Below are 23,446 nucleotides of genomic sequence, written 5' to 3'. Positions count from 1 at the left end.
GAACTGAACTCAAGTTTGGATGAAGAGGTTGACCGGGAAATCCCGCAATGCGCTGCCGATCATCAGATCCTTGTGGGGTGTGACTGTCCCCGTGGAAAAAAGTCCCTTCAGGTTTTGTCCTGGCGCGGCGAATGGCAGGTGCACTCGCGTATCGCCCCAATCCGGCGCGTCGACCCGGGGTTGCGCGCCGCTTTCCAGCAGCCCGGCGACCAGCCTGGGCACTATCACTACGGCGCGCTGGCCCTGGTGTTCGCGCATGAAGGCCAGCACCTTGTCGGCGTGTCGGCCCTCTGCCAGCAGCGGCTGGTAAGTGCCCCGGCGAAACAGCTGCGGGTACTCGCCGCGGCGCTTCAGCGTGGCGGCGATCAGGGCCTGCTTGATGCGCCCGTCGCGCCACTGGGTCAACAGTTCCATGGTTTCGCCGCAGGGGTCCAGAGCCTGCTGTCGGGTGGCGAAGTCCACCGGGCGGCGGTTGTCCGGGTCCACCAGGCTGAAGTCCCAGAACTCGTTGCCCTGATACAGGTCCGGCACGCCCGGCACGGTCATGCGCAGCAAGGATTGAGCCAGGCCGTTGAGGGCGCCAGCGGGCGCTATGCGCTGGACGGCCGCACCGATGGCGCTGCGCAACGGCAGGCCCTCGGGGCTGAGCAACAGCCGCTCGATGAACGCATGCACGGCACTTTCATAGGCCTCGTTGGCCGCCGCCCAGCTGCTGTGCAGCTTGGCTTCGCGCAGGGCTTTTTCCTGCCATTGCCAGAGGCGCCGGGCATAGTCTTGCAGGCCCTGGCTGTCGTCGCTGTGCAGTTCCAGCGGCCAGCTGCCGAGCAGGGCCTGGTAGAGAATCAGCTCGTCACCGGCGCCGGGCGCCTGGGGATCGTTGCGCAGGGCCTGGGCCAGTCTGCGCCAGTGTTCGACCTGTGCGACGTACCAGGGGCTGAGTTCGCTGAGCACCGCCAGGCGCGCGCGGGCATCTTCGCCGCGCTTGTGGTCGTGGGTGGCGCTGGCCAGCAGGTTGTCGGGGAAGGTCGCCAGGCGCTCGCGGCAGAGCGCGTGGAAATCTTCCACCGGGGCGCAGAACTGCTCGGTGGAAAAACCCACGTCGTTGCGCGACAGCAGCACCGCCGAGCGATAGAGCGCGGTGTCTTCCACCGCCTTGGCCGCGGTCGGCGAGGTCAGTTGCTGGAAGCGCACGCAGGCATGCTTGAGCACCTTGCGCTGGCGTCCCGGTGGCAGCTGGCGCCAGCCGCGGCCGCCGAGCCACTGTTGCAGGTAGGCCAGCACCGGCCAGTCGGCTTCGCCCAGGGTGTCGCGGGCGCCTTGCAGGGCCTGCTGGAAAAACACCTCGTCCGCCGCCGAGCGCCCGCAGGCGCCGATGTAGGTGCGGTACACCGGGAAGTGCACGATCAGTTCCTGCAAGGCGCGGCGGATGGCGCCCAGGGTCAGGTCGCGGCTCATCACGTCGTTGCGCGCCACTTGCAGCAGGGCCTGGGCCACGCTTTCGAAGTCGCTGGCCAGCGAGCCGTTGAGCAACTGCTGGCGCGCCAGCCGGGCTTCTTCGAGAAAGGCCGCCGGGCGTTCGCTGTGCCGGCTCCAGAGTTCGGCCAAAGGCTCGGCGCCTTGCGGGTCGTGTTGCAGCAGCGACAGCTGGTTCATGAATTCATAGCCGGTGCTGCCGTCCACGCACCAGTCGCGGCGCAGGGTCTCGCCGGCGCCGAGGATCTTTTCCACATAGATCGGCAGGTGCTGGCCGGAGCGCAGCGCATCGACCCGGCGCCGCAGTTTGCGGCAGTAGCCGCGGGGATCGGCCAGGCCGTCGATATGGTCGATGCGCAGCCCGTCCACCAGGCCGGCGGCGATCAACTGGAAGATTTTCCCGTGGGTGGCCTCGAACACCGCCGGGCGCTCGACCCGCAGCCCACCCAACTCGTTGATGTCGAAGAAGCGCCGCCAGTTGATGTCGTCCGCCGCGGTGCGCCAGCTGGCCAGGCGATAACTCTGTTGCTCCAGCAGGGCGTGCAGGCGAGCGAAGCCCTGCGGCTGGCGCGCGTCATACAGCGCCAGTTGCTGCTCGATGGCCGCGCGGACCTGTGGGTCACAGGCGGCGTCCTGCAATTGCCGCTGCAAGGGCTCGGCCTGGGTGTGGGCGTCGGGCTGGTAGCGCAGGGTGCTGAAGGCATCGGCCAGAGGCTTGAGGCGCTCGGCCGACTCGGCGTCGAGCTCGCCCCGAACTCGCAGCAACTCGCCATAATCGCTGGGGCAGATCGGGAAGTGATGCTGGTAATGCTCGACATGGAATTCGCCCCGTTCGGTATCGAAGCACAGCCGCAGCGTGCCTTCCTGCAGGGCTACGCCGTAGTCGCTGCCGAGGAACGGCAGCAGCAACTGGCCTTCCATCAAGGGGTCGGGGGAGTGCCACTGGATATCGAAGAACTCGCCGTAGGGGCTCAGGCGCCCCCAGCGCAGCAGGTCCTGCCACCAGGGATTGTCCGCGCCGCCGACCGCCATGTGATTGGAGACGATATCCAGCAACAGGCCCATGTCGTGTTGGCGCAGGCTGCGGACCAGGCGTTCCAGGGCGGCCTCGCCACCCAACTCGGGGTTGACCCGGGTCGGGTCGACCACGTCGTAGCCGTGCATCGAGCCGGCGCGGGCGCACAGCAGCGGCGACGCGTACAGGTGGCTGATGCCCAGGCGGGCGAAATAGGGCACCAGCGGCACCGCGTCGTCGAGGGTGAAGCCGCGATGAAACTGCAGGCGCAAGGTGGCCCGCACGGGCTGGCTGTGGATCGTCGCGCTGCTCATCGGTCGCGCTCGTGGGCCTGCAGCCGGGCGCAGGCCAGCAGTTCCAGGCGGCGCGCGGCGTCCGGGTCGTCGAGCAAGGCCGCGCTGCTGCCGGCCAGGCGCCGGCGCCAGTTGGGATGGCTGTCGAGGGTGCCGGGCAGGTTGGCCTGTTCGTCGATGCCCAGGGCGTCCTCCAGGGGCAGCAGCACCAGCGGCGCGCGGGTATGGCCGAGGAAGCGCACGCTGGCGTCCACCACCTGGTCGGCTTCGTGGGTGTCTTCGCGAAAGTTCTGCGGGTCGCGGCTCAGGGCGTGGCGCAGGCCCTCGCGTTCACGCTGGCGATGTTCGCGCCAATGGGTTTCGCCGCTTTCGTCCACCAGGCCCAGGCGCGCGCTCCAGTCGATGTCGCGGCCCTGCCACCAGCCGTTGAGGGTCGGCAGGTCGTGGGTGCTGGTGGTCGCCAGGGCATTGTCCGGCCAGTCGAGGATCGGCCGGAAATGCGTGCCGTGCTCCTGCTCGAACAGCAGCACGCGCATGCCGAGCATGGCCCGCGCGCTGAGTTTCTCCCGCAGGCCGTCGGGCACCGTGCCGAGGTCTTCGCCGAGGACGATCGCCTGGTGCCGGTGCGACTCCAGGGTCAGCAGGCGCAGCAGGTCGTCCACCGGGTAATACAGGTAGGCGCCGTCGCAGGGTGGGGCGCCGAGGGGGATCACCCACAACCGTTGCAGACCCATCACATGGTCGATGCGCAGGCCGCCGGCATGGGCGAAGTTGGCCCGGAGCATTTCGATAAAGGCGTGGAAGCCATTGCGTACCAGGCCCTCCGGGGAAAAGGCGGAAATGCCCCAGCCCTGGCCCTGGCGATTGAGAATGTCCGGCGGCGCGCCGACGGTCAGCGCCGCCAGCAGTTCGTCCTGGCGGCTCCAGGCCTGGCTGCCGCCGCCGTCGGCGCCCACCGCCAGGTCGGCGATCAGGCCGATGCCCATGCCGCTGCTGCGGGCGGTGGTCTGCACCCGCTCCAGGCAACGGGCGATCAGCCATTGGCAGAAGGCATAGAAGCCGATGTCGCTGGCGTGCTCCTCGGCGAACTGTGCCAGCGCCGGGCTGCGTGGGGTACGCCAGGCATCGGGCCATTCGCGCCAGTCGAGGCTTTCGCCGCGGGCCGCGCGCCGGGCCTGGATGGCTTCGAAGCGGCAGTGGTTTTCCAGGGCCTCGCCGTTGGCGTGGCGGAAACTGGCGAAATCCTGGTGCAGCGGATGCTCGCCCTGGCAGAAGCCTTCATAAAGCGCGCGCAGGACTTTCTGCCGGGCCTGGGCCGCCACTGGCCAGTCGACCATCGGCTGTTGTTCCAGCTGTTGCAGTTGCGGCCCCAGGCCGCTGGCGTCGATGGCACTGCGCCAGGCCCGCTCGCCGAGAATGGTCCCGGGCGCGGCGTACAGGCTGTTGAGAAACAGCCGGCTGGACGGCGAATAAGGGCTGTAGCGTCCGGTGTCGCTGCTGAACATGGCATGCAGCGGGCTGATAGCCATGGCCTCGGCGCCCCGTTCGCCGGCGACCCGGACCAGGTCTTCGAGCGCCTGGGTATCGCCAAAACCGCCGTCGCCGCTGCGTCGCAGCGAATACAGCTGCACGCTCAGGCCCCAGGCGCGGGGCGTGGCCTGGTCCACGGCGTCGGCGACGCTGTAGCAGCGTTCGGGCGCCACGGCCAGGGTGAAGTGCTGGCCGGCGATACTCACCTCCTGGTAACCCACCGGCACCAGCCCCGGCAGCATGGAGTTGGCGTCCAGCTTGAGGTTGAGCACGCTGCCGTCTTCCAGGCGGATTTCGCAGGGCGTGTCCGGGGCGAAGTAATGCCCCAGGTCCAGGCCCTGGCCGGCATCGGCGGTCAGCAGCGGTGGCAGTTGCCGGCTCTGCTGTACCTGTAGCAGCTGGCGCAGGCTGGCTTCGATCTGCTGGTCGTTGTCGGCCGGATGGCCGAGGCTGGCCAGCACGGTTCGCAGCACCCGCGGCTCGACCCGTTGCGGGCGGCCGTTGGCGTCGATCCAGTCGACGGCCAGGCCGGCCCGGCTGGCGAGGATTTCCAGTTGCGCGTCGCTCATGGGCGTTCTCCGTCAAGGTCAGGCAGTGGGGCGGCCGCGCCGAGGCTGACCAGTGCGCTATAGGGGGCGAGATGGCCTCGCTGCAACCGTTCGAACGCCTGGGCCGGGTAGTCGAACAGGCGCTGCGCGGCGTTCGCTGGCCGCTGCTCGACCTCGTGCGGGCTCAGGTTGAGGTCGATGCGCAGCTCCTGGCCATTGCCCAGGCGCCAGCGGGCACACAGCGCACCCTCGGCCAGCACCTCGGCGCCCAGGGCTTCGGCGCCGGGCAGGTAGGGCACGATGTGCTCGCGGCGCAGTTGCAACAGTTGGCGATACAGCGCCAGGGTCTGTTCGCCCTGGGCCGGGTCCGCCTGCGGCCTCGACGCGAGGAAGGTGTCCGGCGCGTTCGGGTCGGGAATCTGCTCGCGTTTATGCGGATCGGCGAAGGCGCTGAAGGCGGCGAATTCGTCGCGCCGGCCTTCGCGCACCGCGTCTGCCAGTTCGTCATGGTGGCTGGTGAAAAACAGGAAGGGTTGCGGCGCCGCCAACTCGTCGCCCATGAACAGCAGCGGAATCATCGGCGACAGCAGCAACAGCACCGTGGCCGCCCGCAACGCCTGTGGCTCGGCCAGGCGCACCAGGCGTTCGCCGAAGGCGCGGTTGCCGATCTGGTCGTGGTTCTGCAAAAACAGCACGAAAGCGCTGGGCGGCAGGTGGCCGCTGGGTTCGCCGCGAGCGGTGCCGTGGCGGGTGACATGGCCCTGGTAGGCGAAGCCCTGGCTCAGGCAGCGCGCCAGTTTCTCGGTGGGGCGTTCGGCGAAGTCGGCGTAGTAGGCGTCGGTTTCGCCGGTGAGCAACACATGCAGGGCGTTGTGGCCGTCGTCGTTCCACTGCGCATCGAATTGCTGCTCCAGCAGGCTGGCCTGGTTGTACTCGTTTTCCACGGTCAGCCAGACCTGCCGCGTCGGGTCGATCCGTTGGCGCACCCGCTGCGCCAGTTCTTGCAGGAAGTCCGGGTCGTCGATCGCATGCACCGCGTCCAGGCGCAGGCCGTCGAAGCGGTACTCCAGCAGCCACATCAGGGCATTGTCGATAAAGAAGTCGCGTACCGGCTGGCGGCGAAAGTCGATGGCCGCGCCCCAGGGCGTATGCCGGTCTTCCCTGAAGAAGGCCTTGGCGTAGTGGTGCAGGTAGTTGCCGTCGGGGCCGAAGTGGTTGTAGACCACATCGAGCATCACCGCGAGATCCAGGCCATGGGCGCAGTCGATCAGGTGCTTGAGGTCGTCGGGCGAACCGTAGGAGGCTTCCGGCGCATAAGGCAGGACGCCGTCGTAGCCCCAGTTGCGATCGCCGGGAAACTCCGCCAGGGGCATCAGCTCGATGGCGGTGATGCCCAGATGGGCCAGGCGCGGCAAGTGTTTTTCCACTTCGCGGTAGCCGCCCAGTACCCCCACATGCAGCTCGTAGATCACCGCCTGGTGCCACGGCCGGCCTTGCCAGTGCGGGTGTTGCCAGCGATAGGCCCGGGGGTCGACCACCAGGCTGGGGCCGTCGATATCGCCATCCTGGGCCCGGGACGCCGGGTCGGGTACGCGGATCTCATCGTCGATGTTGAAGCGGTAGCGGGTGCCGGGCGGGCAACGGCCGACGACCATGAACCAGCCGTTGGCCTGGGGCAGCATGGGCAGCGACACGCCGTGTTCGAGTTCGACGCTGACGTGTTGCGCGTCCGGCGCCCAGAGGGCGAAGCGGGTGCGCTCGGCATCGAGCGGCGCGGTGCCGTGGGGCCAGGTTTCCAGTGTCCTTGACGGCATCTTGGGGTGCCCTCTCAAGGTTTGGCCGATTTTCCCAAGGCCTTGGCCACCAGCTGTTCATAGAGTTCGGCGTAGGGTTCCACCGCCTTGCACCAGTTGAAGGGCGCGGCCATCGCCCGGCAGCGCATGGCGTTGAGCAGCGGCGGATAGGCGAACACCTTGAAGGCGCGGCTCAGGGCCTCTTTGTAGCTGGCCACGGTGGACTCGTCGAAGAGGAAGCCGGTGACGCCGTTCTCGATGGTGTCGGCCAGGCCGCCGGTATTGCGCGCCACCGGCAACGAACCGAAGCGCTGGGCGTACATCTGGCTCAGGCCACAGGGCTCGTAGCGCGAAGGCATCAGCAGGAAATCGCTGCCGGCGAACATGCGGCGGGCGTCGGTTTCGTTGAAGCCGATATTCACCCCGATGCGCCCGGGGAAACGCGCGGCCAGGGCACGCATGGCCTGCTCTTCCTCCGGCTCGCCGCGACCGATAATGGCGATCTGGCCGCCGGACTTGACGATGTACTCGGCCACGCCTTCGGTGAGGTCCAGGCCTTTCTGGTAGACCAGGCGCGAGACCACGGCGAACAGCGGGCCGCTGCTGGGGTCGAGGCCGAACATCTGCCGCACATGGGCGGCGTTGGCGGCCTTGCCTTGCCAGTCGCCAATCGCGAAGGGAGTGGACAGGTGCGGGTCGGTGGCGGCGTCCCAGCTTTCGTCGATGCCGTTGGGGATGCCGCTGAGCAGACCTTGCTGGGTCTTGCTGGCGAGGAAACCGTCAAGCCCGCAGCCGAAGGCCGGGGTGGTGATTTCCTGGGCATAGGTGGCGCTGACGGTGGTGATGTGGCTGGCGTAGGCCATGCCGGCCTTGAGGAACGACAGCTTGCCGTAGAACTCCATGCCTTCCTGTTGCAGGGCGTGTTCGGGAATGCCCAGCTCCGGGCAGGAGGCCAGGCTGACCACGCCCTGGTACGCCAGGTTGTGGATGGTGAACAGGGTCGGCGTACGTTGCCCGCGCCAGTGCATATAGGCCGGCGCCAGCCCGGCGGGCCAGTCATGGGCGTGCACCAGGTCCGGGCACCAGTGGATCTGCGCCAGGTTGGCGGCGATGTCGGCCGCGGCCAGGCCCAGGCGGGCGAAGCGGATATGGTTGTCCGGCCAGTCGCGTCCGTTGTTGGCGCCGTAGGGCGTGCCTTCGCGCTCAAAGAGTTCGGGGCAGATCAGCACATAGATCACCAGGCCGTCGGGCATGTCCATGCGCCCGATCTTGCAGGCCGGCAGGGCCGCGTGGCCGCCCAGCTCGCCAATGATATGAATCGGGTTTTCGCTGTGCATCACCTGCCGGTAGCCGGGAATCAGCAGGCGTACATCGTGCAGGTGCGCCATGGCGCGGGGCAGGGCGGCCGAGACGTCGCCCAGGCCGCCGGTCTTGACCAGATCGGCGATTTCCGAAGTGACGAACAGGACCTTCTTGCGGTTGGGGTTGTGGCGGATCAAGGGCAGTGTCGTCTTGCCACCTGGGGCGAGAATCGATGTGGAGGCCGTTTCACCGGCCAGCGGCAGAGGATGCTTTCCCTGGGTTTGCAATACGGCACTGGTCATCTGTTTCTCCCGTTTTATTGATCTGTTCCTGGCATCTGCCGGCGGTGTCAAAAGGCCAATCCGGTGGCCGGGCACAAAAACGTTACACATGCGGAAGCCGAACGCAGCCTCATGCGTCGATGCAAAGAGGGTGAAGGGGCCATTGCAAGGATTGCACCAGTCGCGAAGGCCCTACCTTTAACCTGACCCAAGGCGTGAGCCAAAAGTTTCGACTTTATTTCCTCGGGGGTGACTGTCCGGTCACTTTTTGAATTTCAGTCTAGGACAGAAGTTAGAGCGCGGGCATGACGATTAGGTTTTCTCGGGGCGAAGGTTGCGCTGCCCCGGAATAAAGCCGACGAAAGGCAGTCTCGCGCACCGGCCGGGGGCGAGGCTTTCTGGCACGGGCGCGAAAACGGTGAGGGGTGCAAGCAGACGGTGCGGGGGGAAACCGCCCGCGCCCGATGATGGTGCAGGGCCGTGCTGGCGCAATGCCCTGAGGTGGCTTCAGCCCAACTGACGGATCGGCTGGCCGGCGGCCCAGGCCTGGATATCCTCGATCATCTGGGCGAAGAACTGCCGGTAGTTCTGCTGGCTGACATAGCCGACATGAGGTGTGGCCAGCACATTGGGCAGGCGGCGGAACGGATGGTCGAGGGGCAGCGGCTCCTGCTCGAACACATCCAGCGCCGCACCGGCCAGGCGCCCGCGTTCGAGGGCGCTGATCAGCGCCGCTTCATCGACGATCGGCCCGCGGGCGGTGTTGACCAGTAGCGCCGAGGGTTTCATCCAGGCCAGCGCCTGGGCATCCACCAGGCCGCGGCTGCGTTCGCTGAGCACCAGGTGCACCGAGAGCACGTCGGCCTGTTCGAACAGCTGCTGCTTGTTCACATAGGTCGCGCCGGCCGCCGCGGCTCGCTCGGCGGTGAGGTTCTCGCTCCAGGCGATCACCCGCATGCCGAACACCTGGCCGAACTGCGCCACCCGCTGGCCGATGCTGCCCAGGCCGAGAATGCCCAGGGTCTTGCCGTGCAGGTCACCGCCCAGCCCCTGCTGCCAGAGGCCGGCGCGCAGGGCGCTGGCTTCGCTGAGCAGGTTGCGGGTCTGGGCCATGATCAGCGCCCAGGTCAGTTCTGGCGCCGCGTGCTTGTAACTGTCGGTGCCGCACACCTGGATGCCCAGGCTGGCCGCGGCGGCGAGATCGATAGCAGCGTTGCGCATGCCGCCGGTGAGCAACAGCTTGAGCCGCGGTAGGCTGCGCAGCAGGGCCGCGTCGAAACGGCTGCGCTCGCGCATCACGCAGATCACCTCGAACGGCGCCAGGCGCTCGCTCATGGCGGCGGTGTCGCTGGGGTAGTCATGGATAAAGCTGACCTGGCCGATGCCCGACAGCACCGACCAGTCGACGACGTCACGGGCAACGTCCTGCCAATCATCGATTACCGCGATCTGCACACTCATGAAGGCTCCGGGGATAACGCATCAATGTGACGCCAGCCAGCCCAGCAGGGCCTGGTGGAATTGTGCCGGTTCTTCCATCTGCGGGGCGTGGCCCAGGCCGGGAAACTCGATCAGGGTCGAGTGCGGGATGAGCCCGGCCACCTGCTTGCCCAGCACCTGGTAGTTGCCGATCTGCGCCTTGACCGCCGGCGGCGCGATATCGCTGCCGATCGCCGTGGTGTCGGAGGTGCCGATCAGCAGCAGGGTCGGCATCTTCAGGTCCTTGAACTCGTAGTACACCGGCTGGGTGAAGATCATGTCGTAAATCAGCGCCGAGTTCCACGCCACCCGTGTGTGCCCGGGCCCCTGGTTGAGGCCGGCGAGCATGTCCACCCAGCGCTCGAATTCCGGCTTCCAGCGGCCACCGTAATAGGTGCTGCGTTCATAGTTGCGGATGCCCTCGGCCGACAGCTTGAGTTCGCGGGCGTACCACTGGTCGACGCTGCGGTAGGGCACGCCGAGGGCCTTCCAGTCTTCCAGGCCGATCGGGTTGACCAGAACCAGTTGCTGCACCTGCTCGGGGTATTGCAGGGCATAGCGGGTAGCCAGCATGCCGCCGGTGGAATGGCCCAGCAGGCTGATCTGCCGGACGCCCAGCCGGTCCAGCAACTGCCGGGTGTTCTGCGCCAGTTGCTGGAAGCTGTATTGATAGTGTTCGGGCTTGCTGGAGGTGCAGAAGCCGATCTGGTCCGCGGCTATGACCCGGTAGCCGGCGTCGCTCAAGGCCTTGATCGAACTGTCCCAGGTCGCGCCGCAGAAATTCTTGCCGTGCATCAGCAGTACGCTGCGGCCGTTGGGCGTACCCTTGGCCGGCACATCCATATAGCCCATCTGCAAGGCCTGGCCCTGGGACTCGAAGGCAAAGTGCTGCAGCGGGTGGGGATAGTCGAAGCCTTGCAGCTCGGGACCGTAGGCCGGGCCTTCGGTGGCGAGGGCGGGCAGGGCGGCGGTCAGCAGCAGGCCGGGCAACCAGCGGGTGAGGCTCCAGCGGGTGGGGCTTAGGGACATACATGACCTCCGAGAGAAATGGGTCGATCCTGGAGCGGCGCGATTAGCGCAACATTAATAGGCAGAGGCCATCGCCAGGGCGAAACGTTCCCTTCGTGGTCATGCTTATGAGCCCGCAGGCGTGCCCCGTCAGCTCAACCGACCCAGCCGAGGGTCATCCAGGCCAGCACGCCATAACGCGCACCCTTGGCCAGGGTGACGACCAGCAGGAAGCGTTTGAGCGGTTCGCCCATGACTCCGGCCACCAGGGTCAGCGGGTCGCCGATGATCGGCAGCCAGCTCAGCAGCAGGGACCAATGGCCGTAGCGCTGGTAATGGTTGCGGGCGGTTTGCAGATGGCGTGGGCCGACAGGGAACCAGCGGCGGTCCTTGTAGTGTTCCAGGCGCTGGCCCAGCCACCAGTTCACCAGGGAGCCGAGGACATTGCCGAGGGTGGCCACGGCCAGCAGTAACCACAGGTTGAACTGGCTGTTGAGCAGCAGGCCCACCAGCACGGCTTCGGATTGCAGTGGCAGCAGGGTGGCTGCGCCGAAGGCCGCGAGGAACAGGCCGAGGCAGGCGGTGAGGATCAATGGGCCGGGTAGTCCGCGACCACCACGTCCTTGCCGTCTTTGGTCAGGCCGATGACCTGGTAGGCATCGGCCGGCATGCCGTCCATTTCCATGCCGGGCGAGCCCATGGGCATGCCGGGGGCGGCGACGCCGAGCAGGTCGTCGCGTTTGCTCAGGGCCAGCACCTGGTCCGCCGGCACATGGCCTTCAACGAATTTGCCGTTGATCACCGCGGTGTGGCAGGACGCCAGGCGCGGGGCCACGCCCAGTCGCTGCTTGACTTCGCTCATGTTGCTTTCGACATGGTCGTTGACCTTGAAGCCGTTGGCTTGCAAATGCTCGATCCATTTCTTGCAGCAGTCGCAGTTGGCATCGCGGTGCACATCGATGGGGATCAGGTCGGCGGCCTGGGCCAGGGAGCCGATGAGCAGGGCTGACAGGGCTGCCAGGCGCAGAGTGTTGTTCATAGGAAGTCTCTTGATCGTCAGGGCGCCTCGGGGGCGCGGTCTTGGGCCGACAGGGTGGCGTATTTTGCTACTTTTCTCGAGCGCGGCGGGGCGCTTGTGTTTCAACGTTTTACCAAGTGCTTGCCATTCAGATTGTCTGGCACTGCGCGTTGTCGTTCATCGCGGGCAAGCCTCGCTCCTACAAAAGGGTGCCCGCGATAGGCATTCATTCGGGAACCGGGCTCAGGATGCCGAGCGTGGCCACCAGGCCGACAATCAGCAGGGCCGCCGCCAGTTCCAGGAACATGCTGCGGCGCAAGGCGGGCAGGGCCGCCTGGGGCGAGGCCTGGTGCAGCGCCTGTTCCAACTGCGGAACCAGATGAAAACGGTTCAACGCGGCGAACACCAGCATGCTGGCGAACACCGCCACCTTCAGGCTGAGGAGCAGGCCGTAGGTGCTGACGCTCAACGTTGCCAGGTCCGGGCCGACGATCAGCAGGTAATTGAGAACCCCGCTGAGGCTCAGGCTGGCCACGATCAGCGTGCCCAGGCTGGCAAACCCCTTCAGGGCATCGAGCAGGTGGCCCGTCTGCCGTTCACCTTCGCAGGCGCCACGGCGCAGCAACAGGGCGAAAGCCGCCAGCGCCCCCAGCCAGGCGCCGGCGCCCAGCAAATGCAGGATGTCGCTGCCCAGGTGCAGGTAACGCCGGCCACCTTCGCTCATCGCCCCATGGCCGCCCCAGGCCAGGCTGGCCAGGGCGGCCGCCGTGCACAGAATCAGGCCGTAGAGGGTGAATCTCGGCCAGCCACTGCTGAACAGAAGCAGCACGCCCGCCAGCAGCAATGCCGCCAGGCGCAGTAGCCAGCTTTGGCCGACATCGGTTTCCAGCACCAGCACGGGCACCAGCGCCGGGTCCAGTTCGGCCAGGCTGGTTGCGCCACTCATCGACAGCGCCAGCTGCAGCAGCGCGGCGCCCGACAGCAGCGCGCCCAGCACCAGGGTGCTCGCCAGAGGCCGGCGAAAACGCCAGCGGCTCTGCGCGCCACGCAGCCCGTAAAGGCTGAACAGCGCCAGGCCGAACAGCAGCATCAGGTCGAGGTACAGGGCAAAACGCAGGGCGACGTTGATGAGTTCGCCCATGGCTCAGTTGACTTCGAAGGTCAGGTTGCCCGTGATCGGATGGGTGTCGGCGGACACCGCCCGCCACTCGACTTTGTAGCTGCCCTTCGGTAGCGGGGCGGCGGGGCTGATGATCATGCTTTTCGGATCGCTGCCGCCGGCCACGCTGGCCTTGACCGGCATCGGTGCATGGCTCATCCCGGGCATGCCGGTCATCAGCAATCGGGCCCCGGAAAACTTGGTGGTGAGGGGTTCCGAGAATTGCAGCTCGATCTTCGCCGGTGCCGCGCCCTTGGCGCCTTCGGCCGGGGTCGAGGCCAGCAGCTTGGGGTGCGCCTGGGCGACGCCGGCGAGGGTCAGGCCGGCACCGAAGGTGACGGCGATGGCGAGGTGCTTGAGGTAGGACATGCAAGGCTCCAGGCGGCATTGGCCGCGTGATGTTTTTTTAGTTGTCTATTGAGTGGAGGTCAGAACCACAGGCGCACACCGAGCACCAGACGGGCTTCGCTGCTGTCTTCGCCTTCTTCACGGGCGTAGTCCGCAGTCTTGCCGTAGCTGCGGCTCCAGGTCACGCCGAGGTAGGGCGCGAACTGACGGTGCACTTCGTAGCGCAGGCGCAGGCCGGCTTCCAGCGAGGAGAGCCCCGAGCCGATGCCGCGTTGCGGGTCGTTCTTGCCGTACAGGCTGACCTCCGCGTTGGGCTGCAGGATCAGGCGGTTGGTCAGCAGGATGTCGTATTCGGCCTGGAGCCCCAGGGCACTCTGGCCGCCTTCGCCCAGGTAGGCGGTGGCCTGGCTTTCGAAGTTGTACAGGGCCATGCCTTGCAGCCCGAGGGCGGCCCAGGTCTGCGGCGCGCCGGGCTTGAAGTCCTGGCGCACGCCGCTGACCACATCCCACCAAGGGCCGATGGCATGGCCCCAGAGCGCTTCGACCTGGGCGTTTTCGGTCCGGCCGTTGCTGCGCTCGCCTTCGCTGCGCAGCCACAGCCGGTCGATGTCGCCGCCGATCCAGCCGTTCATTTCCCAGGCCAGGGCACTGCCGTCATCGGCGTCCTGGTATTCCAGGCGATCGACCAGCCATAGTGAGTTGATCGCCTTGTCGTGCACGCCATGGCCGGCCACCGGCGGGAAGGCGGCGCGGCGGTCGGCGTCGGTGAGTACCGGGATCGGCGTGCGGCTTTGGGTGGGCGCCGCGGGTTCCATGGTCTGCAAGGGTTCGCCGTCCATGCCGGTCATCTGGTTGTGGTCCATGCCCGGCATCGGGTTGCCTTGCAGGGAGGAGGCCGGCATGGACGAATGATCCATGCTGGAGTGATCCATGCCTTCGGCGGCTTGCAGGGTGCCGGCGCTGAGGCCGAACAGGGTGGCGAACAGGGTCAAGGCGTTTTTCGGCATCATGCGGTGCTCCCGGCTTCGTCCACTCGTACTTCGCGAAACATGCCCATCTCCATGTGGAACAGCAGGTGGCAGTGATAGGCCCAGCGCCCCAGGGCATCGGCGGTCACCCGGTAACTGCGCTTGCTGCCCGGCGGCATGTCGATCGTGTGCTTGCGCACCAGGAAGCGCCCCTGTTCGTCTTCCAGGTCGCTCCACATGCCGTGCAGGTGGATGGGGTGGGTCATCATGGTGTCGTTGACCAGGGTGATGCGTACCCGCTCGCCATAGGTCAGGCGCAGGGGCTCGGCGTCGCTGAACTTGATGCCGTCGAACGACCAGGCGAATTTCTCCATGTGCCCGGTCAGGTGCAGTTCGATGGTGCGGCTCGGTTCGCGCCCGTCCGGGTCTTCGAAGGTGCTGCGCAGGTCGGCGTAGGTCAGCACCCGGCGCCCGTTATTGCGCAGGCCGATGCCTGGGTCGGCGAGTTTCGGCGTCGGGCTCATGGTCTGCATGTCCACCAGCGGGTTGCCGTCTTCCGAGGCCGGGTGGCTTTGCATGGCGCCGCCCATGGTGCCGTGGTCCATGCCCGACATGCCGGCCATGCCACTGTGGTCCATGCCGGCCATGTTGCCCTGATCCATCCCCTGCATCTGGCCATGATCCATGCCAGCCATGCTGCCGTGATCCATGCCCATGTCGGCCATGCTGACCAGCGGCCGCGGGTCGAGTGGCGGGACGGTCGCGCTCAGCCCCGGACGCTGGCTCAGGGTGCCGCGGGCGTAGCCGCTGCGGTCCATGGCCTGGGCGAACAGGGTGTAGGCTTCCTGCGAGCCGGGCTCGACCAGCACGTCGTAGGTTTCCGCCACGGCGATGCGCAGTTCATCGACGCTGACCGGTTGCACGTACTGGCCGTCGGCGGCGACCACGGTCATCTTCAGGCCGGGAATGCGCAGGTCGAAGTAGCTCATGGCCGAGCCGTTGATCAGGCGCAGGCGCAACTTCTCGCCGGGCTTGAACAACCCGGTCCAGTTGCCGCCCGGGCTCTGGCCGTTGATCAGGTAGGTGTAGGTATAGCCGCTGACGTCCGCCAGGTCGGTGGGGGTCATTTTCATCTGCGCCCACATCTTGCGATCGGCGAGGGTGGCGGCCCAGCCGTCACGGCTGACATCCTCGATAAAGTCACCGACCGTGCGCTTGTGGAAGTTGTAGTAGCCGGGCTGCTTTTTCAGGATGTGCATCAGCCGTTCGGGCGCCTCGTCGCTCCAGTCGCTGAGCATCACCACGTAGTCGCGGTCGTACTGGAAGGGTTCCGGCTCGCGGGCCTCGATCACCAGTGGCCCGTAGACCCCGGCCTGCTCCTGCAACCCCGAGTGGCTGTGGTACCAGTAGGTGCCGTTCTGCCGGACCTTGAAGCGGTATTCGTAGAGGCCGCCGGGGGCGATGCCATGGAAGCTCAGGCCCGGCACGCCGTCCATGTTGGCCGGCAGGATCAGGCCGTGCCAGTGGATCGAGGTGTCCTCCTTGAGGCGGTTGCGCACCCGGATGGTCACGGTATCGCCCTCGCGCCAGCGCAGCAGCGGGCCGGGCAGGCCGCCGTTGATGGTCATCGCGGTGCGCGAGGTGCCGCTGTAGTTGACCTGGGATTCACCGATGAACAAGTCGAACTGCTGGCCGCTGAGGGCGGGCAGTTGGCCGTCCTTGCTGCGTGCCCAGAGCGGCTGTTGCCACAGCCCGGTGCCGGCCAGTACGCCACCGGCGGCCAGGCCCTTGATAAAACTGCGTCGTGTGGGTTTTACATGCATGCCCCAAGGCTCCCTCGATCCTGCTGGTCAGGTATGAGGCGACCTTAAGCGGCGCGGCCTGTCAGAAAACTGAGGTGAAGATTACAGATTTGTCAGCCAGCGCGGCGCCACCCGTTGCCGGATCAGTGGGCGATCTTTTCCAGGTTGCGCTTGAGGTTGGCCATGGCCAGTTGGGACAAGTGCTCGATACGCGGGCGCAGGCTGACCAGGTTGAGGTCGGAGCAGCAATGCAGGGTGCGCTTGAACAGGGTTCCGTCCCCGTATTTGCACAACTGGTAGTGGATCGAGCCGTCTGCTGGCGGAGAACTGAAGACGATCTTGAACTCCTTGGGAAATACCGCGACCAGTACCCGGCAGCTCATGTGGATCTGCAGGCCGAGCAGATCGATGGTTTTGCTGAAGCGATGCCCCGCCGGCAACGAGCCAGCCAGGCCGGTGTCGGCGCGCAGGGAAGCGGGATGCCACTCGTGCCAGCGATCCGGCTGAGTCACGTAGTAGTAGACGGTATCGATCGGCGCGTCGATGTAGAGCTCATGGAAGATGAGCTCGTCCAAAAGGTGCTGCTGACGTTGTTCCATGATGCACCTCCTTGCAGTAGGAGCATCAAATATAGTTGCCCGCGCGCCTGCCATGGAGGGGCGTAAATCGACCATTCAGCGGACTTCGAGGTGGTCATCAAGAGGGCGATGCAAGGCTTTTCCCGCAGTAAAGGGAAGGGCGCCATGCACAGTCGGGCTGTCACGCAGCAATGTCGTGGAAGATCCCCGCAAGATGGCGTCATGAAGGCTTGGAAGAACACCTGGTCATAACTAACCATTCGGTACATTAATGGTCGTAAGTTGTCGCTTAGTTGTCACGCGTTGGATTGTTAAACAATTGTTTCAGCTAGCAAAACCGTGGCTTCCAGGTATTTGTATCGGAAATGTACAAAAATTGTAAAAAGCCGAAATATTTATTGGTGAGGCGCTCTGGCGCGCCGATACTCACGGGCATCGTTTTCCCTCAATCAGGCTTTTCAGACGCTTATTAGTTGAACTTGCGAGACCCTCTAGTTGGCTGTGCAAGTGGATAAAAGGCTATGGAAAAGCCCGTACACAGGAGTCTTTTATGACAATTGGATATGTCGGCGGCTGGACCAGCAAAGCCGGTCTGCTGGTGCAGGACACTGGCACCCGGGGCAAGCCGGTCAGCCAGAGCGTCAAGGTCAAGCAGATGCTGGCCCTGGTCGGCCAGAACCCGCTGGCGCTGAACGTGTTCAAGATGGATGAAATGAAGCTGCACAAGCAGATCAAGGGTTTCGATCCGGAGAATGTCAGCGCCAAGCAACTGGGCAACATGAGCACCTTCCTCAAGCAGAAGGGCCTGATCAGCGACGTGACGGCGATGACCCTGCTCAACGCCGGCGACAAGTTCGACCGCTTCGGCGTGCAGGCCGACCCGGATGCCAAGTTCAACGCCCTGGAGTACTTCGCGATCCAGCTGGACAACATCCAGACCAACAACCTCAAGGGCAACAAGTACGCCAGCTACCTGATCCCCGAGTACAAGAAAGCCATCTACGTGCTGCAGAACCTGCAAAGCTACGGCAAGGGCAACGGCACCACGGTGACCGACAAGAATCACTCCGCCAAGGCGTGAGGCGACAAACAAAGGCCCTCGACCGATCAACCGGTCGAGGGTCTTTTTTGTGGCCGGCTGTCTACCGGTCGAGCAGGGCCATCACCGCTTGCGGGTAACGCTCGCTGGCGGTGGCGTCGGGGCTGAAGATCCGCTCCAGGGCCTGCAGTTCATCGGTGGAGAGGCGGACTTGCAGCGCGGCGACGTTTTCCTCCAGGTACTTGCGTTGCTTGGTGCCCGGAATCGGGATCAGGTAATCGCCCTGCGCCAGCACCCAGGCCAGGGCCAGTTGCCCGGTGGTGATGCCCTTGGCGGCCGCGAGTTGCTTGACCTGTTCCACCAGCAGCAGGTTCTTCGTGAAGTTCTCTCCCTGGAAGCGTGGGCTGAAACGCCGGTAGTCGTCGGCGGCGAAATCTTCCGGGCTCTTCAGGGCGCCGGTGAGAAAGCCTCGCCCCAGCGGGCTGTAGGGCACAAAGGCGATGCCCAGGCGCTGGCAGGCCGCGAGGCAGCCGTTGTCTTCCTGGTCGCGGCTCCACAACGAATATTCGCTTTGCAGGGCGCTGATCGGGTGCACCTTGTGGGCCCGTTCCAGCGTCGCCGCCGAGGCTTCACTGAGCCCCAGGTAGCGGACCTTGCCGGCCTGCACCAGCTCGGCCATGGCGCCGACGGTTTCCTCGATGGCCACGTCCGGGTCGATGCGGTGCTGGTAATACAGGTCCAGGGTTTCCACGCCCAGGCGCTGCAGGGTGCCCTCGATCGCCTGGTGAATGTAGTCGGGGCGGCCGTTCACCCCGCGTGCCGCCGGGTCGCCGGGGTCGCGGACGATGCCGAACTTGCTGGCCAGGAACACCTGCTCGCGTTTGCCGTGGATCGCCTGGCCGATCAGGATTTCGTTGCTGTGGGGCCCGTACATGTCGGCGGTATCCAGCAGGTTGATCCCCAGCTCCAGGGCGCGATGCAAGGTGGCGGTGGCCTCCCTGGTATCGGTGCCGGTGGTGTAGAAGTCGGTCATGCCCATGCAGCCAAGGCCGATGGCGGACACCTGCGGGCCGTTCTTGCCCAGTTGACGGGTTTGCATAGGAGAAGCTCCGGTGGATGGCGTGGCGGCCATTGCTCCCCTCGACAAAAACAAGATAAACCGGCTAAAAGCGCTATCACTATTCGTGATTTCTAAATAATCCGTCACAGGCCAAGCCAATGGACCGTTTTAATGCCATGCGTGTGTTCACTCGCATTGTCGACCTCGGCGGTTTCGCCAAGGCCGCCGACAGCCTGCAGATGCCCCGGGCTTCGGTGACGGTGCTGATCAAGCAGCTGGAAGCGCATCTGGGCGTGCAACTGCTGCTGCGCACCACCCGCCAGGTCACGCCGACCCTGGACGGCGCGGCCTATTACCAGCGTTGCGTGCAGCTGTTGGCCGACCTCGAGGAAACCGAAGCGGTGTTTTCCGTCGCGCGCCACAACCCGCGCGGCACCTTGCGCATCGACATGCCGGCGGGGATCGGGCGGCTGGTGGTGATCCCGGCGTTGCCGGCATTCTCCGAGCGCTACCCGTTGATTGACCTGGAAATCGGCCTCAACGACCGGCCGGTGGACCTGATCCGCGAAGGGGTGGACTGCGTGTTGCGCGGCGGCCTGTGCCTCGACGAATCGCTGGTGGCCCGACCGTTGCTGTTGATGGAGCAGGTGACCTGCGCCAGTCCGGCTTATCTGCGCCAGCGCGGTGTGCCGCAGAGCCTGGACGAACTGGCCGGGCATCGGATGATCGAGTATTTCTCCAGCGTCAGCGGCAAGCGTTATGGCCTGGAGTTCGAGGTGCAGGGCCAGGTGCTGTTGCCGGAGCTGCCCAAGCAGGTGTCGGTCAACAGCGCCGATGGTTACCTGGCCGCCTGCGAGGCCGGCTACGGTCTGGTGCAGACGCCTTACTACCATGTCGCCCAGCAGTTGGCCGAAGGCCGGCTGATCGAGGTGCTCAGGCACATCCCGCCGCCCCGGTTGCCGTTGAGCGCGCTGTACCCGCCGCATCGACACCTGTCGACGCGGGTCAGGGTGTTCGTCGACTGGCTGGTGGAGTTGTTCGCCCAGCCGGGGATTCACAACACTCGACTGGCGTAGTTCGACAGAAAAGACAGACGCCCGTGGCGAGGCGGGCGTCGGGCAATTTCGTGGTGGGGTTACAAGGGGGAAATACCGGCGGGCTGGATGACCTGGCGGTGGTAATAGTAGCCGGGGCCGCCGTCGTAATGGCGGTGATGCCAGCCGTCGTGAGGGAAGCTGATGCAGCCGGACAGGGTCAGCATCGCCAGCATGGGAATCAGCCATGTGATTCGACGGGACATTGCGCAGTCCTCAAAGGGCCATCGGGGTTTTAACCGCCGCGATGCAGCGAAAACTCTTCGGCGGCTGTAACATGAGACCCCGTTTGCCCGCGCCCATCCCCGATTCTCGGTAGGCGTTTGGCATCTGTTTCGATACAGAATCGATACATTTACAGGCGGCATTTTCAGGCCGCACCTTTACAGGTTCAGGAACCCGCAATGACCCAGAAGCAACGCTTGATCTATTCGATTGTGACTTCCCTGGTGGTACTGGGAATCATGCTTGGCCTTTCTTACCTGCAGAACGCCGGAATGATCACCGAGAAAGTGTTCCAGTACATCGCCATTGGCGTGGCGGTGACCGTGGTCGTGATCAATGGCGTGATGCGGCGCAAGGTCAAGCCTTGAGAGACATCCCCGACGGCCTCAGTCGCGGCCGTCGAGTATGGCTTCAGCCTGTTGATGCAGGCTGAAGCTCTTGTCTGCATTGAGGGTGATCACGCCTTCGCTGCACAGCCGCTTCAACACCTCGCGCACGCTGAGGAACGACAGCGGGATATCCAGATCCAGCAAATGACTGTGAATACCACGCACCCCCAGGGCGCGCTGGCTTTCGGCTGCCTGCAGCAAGGCATCGATGACTTTCAGGCGAATCAGGCTGGTGCGCAGGCCGAAGCTCTTGAGCAGGTGCCTGATGCGTTCGTTGCGGTTGCGCTCGGCTTGCTTGCCGAAGACACCGGCGCTGGCGTTCAGGGAGGACGCGGGTTGCGCGGTGTGGCCATCCATTGGCAGTTGCGGGTCGTACATGCAAAAACTCCTTTTCAGAGCCTGATCAGGAAAATGACGGGTGCTCTCACATAACTAGACGAACGAGCCGCGCAAATCATGAGGAATCAGATGTAGAAAATTTGTCAGGCCTTTGTCGTCACCAGGTTGACGGGCGATTCGCGCCTGGCGCCGAGCCGCTAAATTTTCCGTGGCGGTTTCGTCTGTAAGGGCAGGCGGGCCTTGGCTATTGCCGGGGCGGGCCGTTCTCCAGGCTGGAATCCGTGTCCCCTGTGCGCTCATCGCATGCCACGCCAGCCTCGGTTGTGCATCTTTTTTCGATCAGGAGTCGGCGTGATTATTTCCAGCCAATTGCCCAGGTTTTGCCTTGCGGGTTTGTTTCTCGGGTTGAGCCTGGCGGCTCAGGGACGTGAGGTGCAGAGCGGCGAGGCGAGTGCCGATATTCGCCGTACCGGTTTTGGCGTCCCGCATATTCGCGCCGCCGACGAACGCGGGCTGGGTTACGGCATCGGCTATGCCTACGCCCAGGACAACCTGTGCCTGCTGGCCAACGAAGTGCTGACGGTCAATGGCGAGCGTTCCAAATACTTCGGCCCGCAGCAACAGACCGTCGAACAACGGGAAAACCTCACCAGCGACCTGTTCTTCAACTGGCTGAACACGCCCCAGGCGGTGTTCGGCTTCTGGCAGGCGCAGACGCCGCAGGTGCGGCAACTGATCGAAGGTTATGTCGCCGGCTATAACCGCTCCCTGGCCGAGCGCCGGGCCCAGGGCCTGCCCGAGCAGTGCCAGGGTGACTGGGTACGGCCGTTGACCGCCCTGGACCTGGTCAAGCTGACCCGCCGGCTGCTAGTGGAAGGCGGCGTCGGCCAGTTCGCCGAAGCCCTGGTGGGCGCGACACCGCCATCCGCCACGGCGCAGCTGAAGCAATCGGCCCAGGTCTTCGCCCAGGCGGATGCCCGCGGCCAGCGTTTCGCCCTGGACCGGGGCAGCAACGCGGTGGCCGTGGGGCGCGAGCGCTCGTTCAATGGCCGCGGCATGCTGCTGGCCAACCCGCATTTCCCGTGGGTGGGTGGCATGCGCTTCTACCAGATGCACCTGACCATTCCCGGCCAGCTGGATGTCATGGGCGCCGCCTTGCCCGGCCTGCCGATGATCAATATCGGTTTCAGCCAGCATCTGGCCTGGACCCATACGGTGGACACCTCCAAGCATTTCACCTTGTACCGCCTGCAACTGGACCCCAAGGATCCGACCCGCTACCTGCTCGACGGCAAGTCCCTGCCGCTGGACAAACAGACGCTCAGCATCAAGGTGAAGGGCGAGGACGGCCAGCTCACCACCGTCAGCCACAGGGTCTACAGCTCACAGTTCGGCCCGCTGGTGCAATGGCCCGGCAAGCTGGACTGGGACAACCGCTTCGCCTACAGCCTGCGCGACGCGAATCTGGAAAACGACCGGGTGCTGCAACAGTGGTACGCGATGAACCAGGCCCGCAGCCTCAAGGAGCTGCAAACCTCGGTGCATCAACTGCAGGGCATTCCCTGGGTCAATACCCTGGCGGTGGATGACCGGGGCCAGACCCTGTACATGAACCAGTCGGTGGTGCCCAACGTCAGCGCGGAAAAACTCGCGCGCTGCAGCGACCCGCGGATCGGCACCCAACTGATCATTCTCGACGGTTCCCGCGCGGCCTGCGCCTGGGACATCGACCCTTCCGCCGCGCAACAGGGCATCTACCCGGCCAGCCAGCTGCCGCAGCTGCTGCGCAGCGATTACGTGCAAAACTCCAACGACTCGGCGTGGATGGTCAACCCGGCCGCGCCGCTGCAGGGCTTCTCGCCGCTGATCAGCCAGCAGGACCTGCCGCTTGGACAGCGCGCGCGTTTTGCCCTGAATCGCTTGATCGGCACGGGCCAGGCCGAGCCGCTCAGCGCCGCCGACCTCAAGCACATGGTGATGGACGATCAGGTGTACCAGGCGGGGCAGGTGATGCCGGACCTGCTGCAGTTCTGTGCCGCCGACCTGGGCAGCGATGCCCAGGCCCTGGCGCCGCTGTGTGCCAGCCTCAAGGCCTGGGACCGCAGCGCCAACCTACAAAGCGGATTGGGCCTGGTGCATTTCCAGAACGTCATGGAACAGCTGGAGGCGGTCGACGACCTCTGGCGCGTGCCCTTCGATACCCGGGACCCGCAGCACACACCGCGCGGCCTGGCGATCGACCGGCCCCAGGTGGCCAAGTCGCTGCGCGAGGCGATGCTGGCCTCGGTGCAACAGGTGGCCGAATCGGGCCTGAAGGCCGACAGCCGTTGGGGCGATATCCAGGTGGTCAGCAGCGGCGGCCGGCAGACGCCGATTCATGGCGGCCCGGCCAGCCTGGGCGTGTACAACGCGATCCAGAGCGTCCCCACAGCCGATGGCAAGCGTGAGGTGGTCAGCGGCACCAGCTACCTGCAAGTGGTGACCTTCGATGACCAGGGCCCGCATGCCCAGGGCCTGCTGGCGTTTTCCCTGTCCAGCGACCCGGCGTCGCCGCACTCGCGGGACCAGACCGAGGCGTTCTCGAAGAAGCAGTGGAGTGTGTTGCCGTTCACCGAACAGCAGATCCAGGCGGACCCGCAGTACCGCTTGCAGGTGATTCACGAAGTGGACGATCGGTTGCGCAAGCTCGCGACCCAGTAAGCGCG

Annotated in this window: 20 protein-coding genes; 4 read left to right on the top strand and 16 right to left on the bottom strand. The window is 65.4% G+C overall.

Features of this window, described 5'->3' with window-relative positions; genetic code table 11:
* Window positions 1-9 precede the first annotated feature (9 nt).
* From H0I86_RS17995 to H0I86_RS17935, 13 genes are all read right to left on the bottom strand, one after another.
* Window positions 10-2,802 (bottom strand): malto-oligosyltrehalose synthase, encoded by a 2,793-nt coding sequence (locus tag H0I86_RS17995; RefSeq protein ID WP_180921533.1) that lies wholly within the window; start codon window positions 2,800-2,802, stop codon window positions 10-12.
* The gene (gene malQ / locus H0I86_RS17990) at window positions 2,799-4,880 is read right to left on the bottom strand and encodes a 4-alpha-glucanotransferase (protein ID WP_180921532.1); all 2,082 of its coding nucleotides are present in this window, start codon (window positions 4,878-4,880) and stop codon (window positions 2,799-2,801) included. Before malQ ends, H0I86_RS17995 begins: the two co-directional genes overlap by 4 nt.
* Window positions 4,877-6,673, bottom strand: a complete 1,797-nt coding sequence (gene treZ / locus H0I86_RS17985) for a malto-oligosyltrehalose trehalohydrolase (RefSeq protein ID WP_180921531.1) — start codon at window positions 6,671-6,673, stop codon at window positions 4,877-4,879. Before treZ ends, malQ begins: the two co-directional genes overlap by 4 nt.
* Before the next feature lie 14 nt (window positions 6,674-6,687).
* Window positions 6,688-8,256, bottom strand: coding sequence for a glycogen synthase GlgA (glgA, locus tag H0I86_RS17980; RefSeq protein ID WP_180921530.1), 1,569 nt, complete (start codon window positions 8,254-8,256; stop codon window positions 6,688-6,690).
* A 486-nt stretch (window positions 8,257-8,742) separates the two neighbouring features.
* Window positions 8,743-9,696 carry a D-2-hydroxyacid dehydrogenase family protein gene (locus H0I86_RS17975; RefSeq protein ID WP_180921529.1) on the bottom strand — a complete coding sequence of 318 codons (954 nt, stop codon included), beginning with the start codon at window positions 9,694-9,696 and terminating at the stop codon, window positions 8,743-8,745.
* Between the two features lie 21 nt (window positions 9,697-9,717).
* Window positions 9,718-10,743 (bottom strand): alpha/beta fold hydrolase, encoded by a 1,026-nt coding sequence (locus tag H0I86_RS17970; protein WP_180921528.1) that lies wholly within the window; start codon window positions 10,741-10,743, stop codon window positions 9,718-9,720.
* Window positions 10,744-10,877: 134 nt separating this feature from the next.
* Window positions 10,878-11,315 (bottom strand): YqaA family protein, encoded by a 438-nt coding sequence (locus tag H0I86_RS17965; RefSeq protein WP_180921527.1) that lies wholly within the window; start codon window positions 11,313-11,315, stop codon window positions 10,878-10,880.
* A complete protein-coding gene (locus H0I86_RS17960; RefSeq protein WP_180921526.1) occupies window positions 11,312-11,761 on the bottom strand; it encodes a DUF411 domain-containing protein in 450 nt (149 codons plus the stop codon). The genes H0I86_RS17965 and H0I86_RS17960 overlap by 4 nt, the downstream gene beginning before the upstream one ends.
* 205 nt (window positions 11,762-11,966) lie before the next feature.
* Entirely contained in the window at window positions 11,967-12,881 is a 915-nt protein-coding gene (gene copD / locus H0I86_RS17955; protein WP_180921525.1) for a copper homeostasis membrane protein CopD, read from the bottom strand.
* A gap of 3 nt (window positions 12,882-12,884) precedes the next feature.
* Window positions 12,885-13,268, bottom strand: coding sequence for a copper homeostasis periplasmic binding protein CopC (gene copC / locus H0I86_RS17950; RefSeq protein ID WP_180921524.1), 384 nt, complete (start codon window positions 13,266-13,268; stop codon window positions 12,885-12,887).
* Between the two features lie 59 nt (window positions 13,269-13,327).
* Window positions 13,328-14,257, bottom strand: a complete 930-nt coding sequence (locus tag H0I86_RS17945; protein ID WP_180921523.1) for a copper resistance protein B — start codon at window positions 14,255-14,257, stop codon at window positions 13,328-13,330.
* On the bottom strand, window positions 14,254-16,038 hold the full coding sequence (locus H0I86_RS17940) for a copper resistance system multicopper oxidase (RefSeq protein WP_180921522.1): 1,785 nt from the start codon (window positions 16,036-16,038) through the stop codon (window positions 14,254-14,256). Before H0I86_RS17940 ends, H0I86_RS17945 begins: the two co-directional genes overlap by 4 nt.
* A gap of 122 nt (window positions 16,039-16,160) precedes the next feature.
* Window positions 16,161-16,616, bottom strand: coding sequence for an SRPBCC family protein (locus H0I86_RS17935; RefSeq protein ID WP_038579284.1), 456 nt, complete (start codon window positions 16,614-16,616; stop codon window positions 16,161-16,163).
* Between the two features lie 529 nt (window positions 16,617-17,145).
* On the opposite strand from H0I86_RS17935, the gene H0I86_RS17930 reads away from it, so the two are divergent.
* Window positions 17,146-17,676, top strand: coding sequence for a hypothetical protein (locus tag H0I86_RS17930; RefSeq protein WP_009043715.1), 531 nt, complete (start codon window positions 17,146-17,148; stop codon window positions 17,674-17,676).
* Window positions 17,677-17,737: 61 nt separating this feature from the next.
* Here H0I86_RS17930 and H0I86_RS17925 read toward each other — a convergent pair whose 3' ends face one another.
* A complete protein-coding gene (locus H0I86_RS17925; protein WP_180921521.1) occupies window positions 17,738-18,733 on the bottom strand; it encodes an aldo/keto reductase in 996 nt (331 codons plus the stop codon).
* A gap of 119 nt (window positions 18,734-18,852) precedes the next feature.
* Between H0I86_RS17925 and H0I86_RS17920 the strand changes: the two genes are divergently transcribed.
* Window positions 18,853-19,770, top strand: coding sequence for a LysR family transcriptional regulator (locus tag H0I86_RS17920; protein ID WP_180921520.1), 918 nt, complete (start codon window positions 18,853-18,855; stop codon window positions 19,768-19,770).
* A 59-nt stretch (window positions 19,771-19,829) separates the two neighbouring features.
* On the opposite strand, the gene H0I86_RS17915 is transcribed toward H0I86_RS17920, so the two are convergent.
* Window positions 19,830-19,994 carry a hypothetical protein gene (locus H0I86_RS17915; RefSeq protein ID WP_180921519.1) on the bottom strand — a complete coding sequence of 55 codons (165 nt, stop codon included), beginning with the start codon at window positions 19,992-19,994 and terminating at the stop codon, window positions 19,830-19,832.
* Between the two features lie 198 nt (window positions 19,995-20,192).
* Here H0I86_RS17915 and H0I86_RS17910 point away from each other — a divergent pair, with 198 nt between their 5' ends.
* On the top strand, window positions 20,193-20,381 hold the full coding sequence (locus H0I86_RS17910; protein WP_180921518.1) for a hypothetical protein: 189 nt from the start codon (window positions 20,193-20,195) through the stop codon (window positions 20,379-20,381).
* 18 nt (window positions 20,382-20,399) lie between these two features.
* Here H0I86_RS17910 and H0I86_RS17905 read toward each other — a convergent pair whose 3' ends face one another.
* Complete coding sequence (locus H0I86_RS17905; protein ID WP_180921517.1) at window positions 20,400-20,780, bottom strand: fe2+ zn2+ uptake regulation protein; 381 nt, start codon at window positions 20,778-20,780, stop codon at window positions 20,400-20,402.
* Window positions 20,781-21,092: 312 nt separating this feature from the next.
* On the opposite strand from H0I86_RS17905, the gene pvdQ reads away from it, so the two are divergent.
* The gene (gene pvdQ, locus H0I86_RS17900; RefSeq protein WP_180921516.1) at window positions 21,093-23,441 is read left to right on the top strand and encodes a bifunctional acylase PvdQ; all 2,349 of its coding nucleotides are present in this window, start codon (window positions 21,093-21,095) and stop codon (window positions 23,439-23,441) included.
* Window positions 23,442-23,446: the final 5 nt, after the last annotated feature.

Origin of the sequence: Pseudomonas chlororaphis subsp. aurantiaca, from assembly GCF_013466605.1 — a bacterium.
Lineage (GTDB): Bacteria > Pseudomonadota > Gammaproteobacteria > Pseudomonadales > Pseudomonadaceae > Aquipseudomonas > Aquipseudomonas chlororaphis_I.
The sequence above is the reverse complement of the archived record's forward strand: the minus strand, read 5'-3'. Positions and strand labels throughout refer to the sequence as shown.

Coding starts and splice junctions, on each gene's coding strand:
- H0I86_RS17915 (WP_180921519.1), bottom strand. CDS start 19,994: ATGTCCCGTCGAATCACATGGCTGATTCCCATGCTGGCGATGCTGACC.
- H0I86_RS17995 (WP_180921533.1), bottom strand. CDS start 2,802: ATGAGCAGCGCGACGATCCACAGCCAGCCCGTGCGGGCCACCTTGCGC.
- copC (WP_180921524.1), bottom strand. CDS start 13,268: ATGTCCTACCTCAAGCACCTCGCCATCGCCGTCACCTTCGGTGCCGGC.
- H0I86_RS17930 (WP_009043715.1), top strand. CDS start 17,146: ATGACAATTGGATATGTCGGCGGCTGGACCAGCAAAGCCGGTCTGCTG.
- H0I86_RS17945 (WP_180921523.1), bottom strand. CDS start 14,257: ATGATGCCGAAAAACGCCTTGACCCTGTTCGCCACCCTGTTCGGCCTC.
- H0I86_RS17910 (WP_180921518.1), top strand. CDS start 20,193: ATGACCCAGAAGCAACGCTTGATCTATTCGATTGTGACTTCCCTGGTG.
- H0I86_RS17970 (WP_180921528.1), bottom strand. CDS start 10,743: ATGTCCCTAAGCCCCACCCGCTGGAGCCTCACCCGCTGGTTGCCCGGC.
- H0I86_RS17935 (WP_038579284.1), bottom strand. CDS start 16,616: ATGGAACAACGTCAGCAGCACCTTTTGGACGAGCTCATCTTCCATGAG.
- glgA (WP_180921530.1), bottom strand. CDS start 8,256: ATGACCAGTGCCGTATTGCAAACCCAGGGAAAGCATCCTCTGCCGCTG.
- copD (WP_180921525.1), bottom strand. CDS start 12,881: ATGGGCGAACTCATCAACGTCGCCCTGCGTTTTGCCCTGTACCTCGAC.
- H0I86_RS17940 (WP_180921522.1), bottom strand. CDS start 16,038: ATGCATGTAAAACCCACACGACGCAGTTTTATCAAGGGCCTGGCCGCC.
- malQ (WP_180921532.1), bottom strand. CDS start 4,880: ATGAGCGACGCGCAACTGGAAATCCTCGCCAGCCGGGCCGGCCTGGCC.
- H0I86_RS17975 (WP_180921529.1), bottom strand. CDS start 9,696: ATGAGTGTGCAGATCGCGGTAATCGATGATTGGCAGGACGTTGCCCGT.
- treZ (WP_180921531.1), bottom strand. CDS start 6,673: ATGCCGTCAAGGACACTGGAAACCTGGCCCCACGGCACCGCGCCGCTC.
- H0I86_RS17905 (WP_180921517.1), bottom strand. CDS start 20,780: ATGTACGACCCGCAACTGCCAATGGATGGCCACACCGCGCAACCCGCG.
- H0I86_RS17960 (WP_180921526.1), bottom strand. CDS start 11,761: ATGAACAACACTCTGCGCCTGGCAGCCCTGTCAGCCCTGCTCATCGGC.
- H0I86_RS17920 (WP_180921520.1), top strand. CDS start 18,853: ATGGACCGTTTTAATGCCATGCGTGTGTTCACTCGCATTGTCGACCTC.
- H0I86_RS17925 (WP_180921521.1), bottom strand. CDS start 18,733: ATGCAAACCCGTCAACTGGGCAAGAACGGCCCGCAGGTGTCCGCCATC.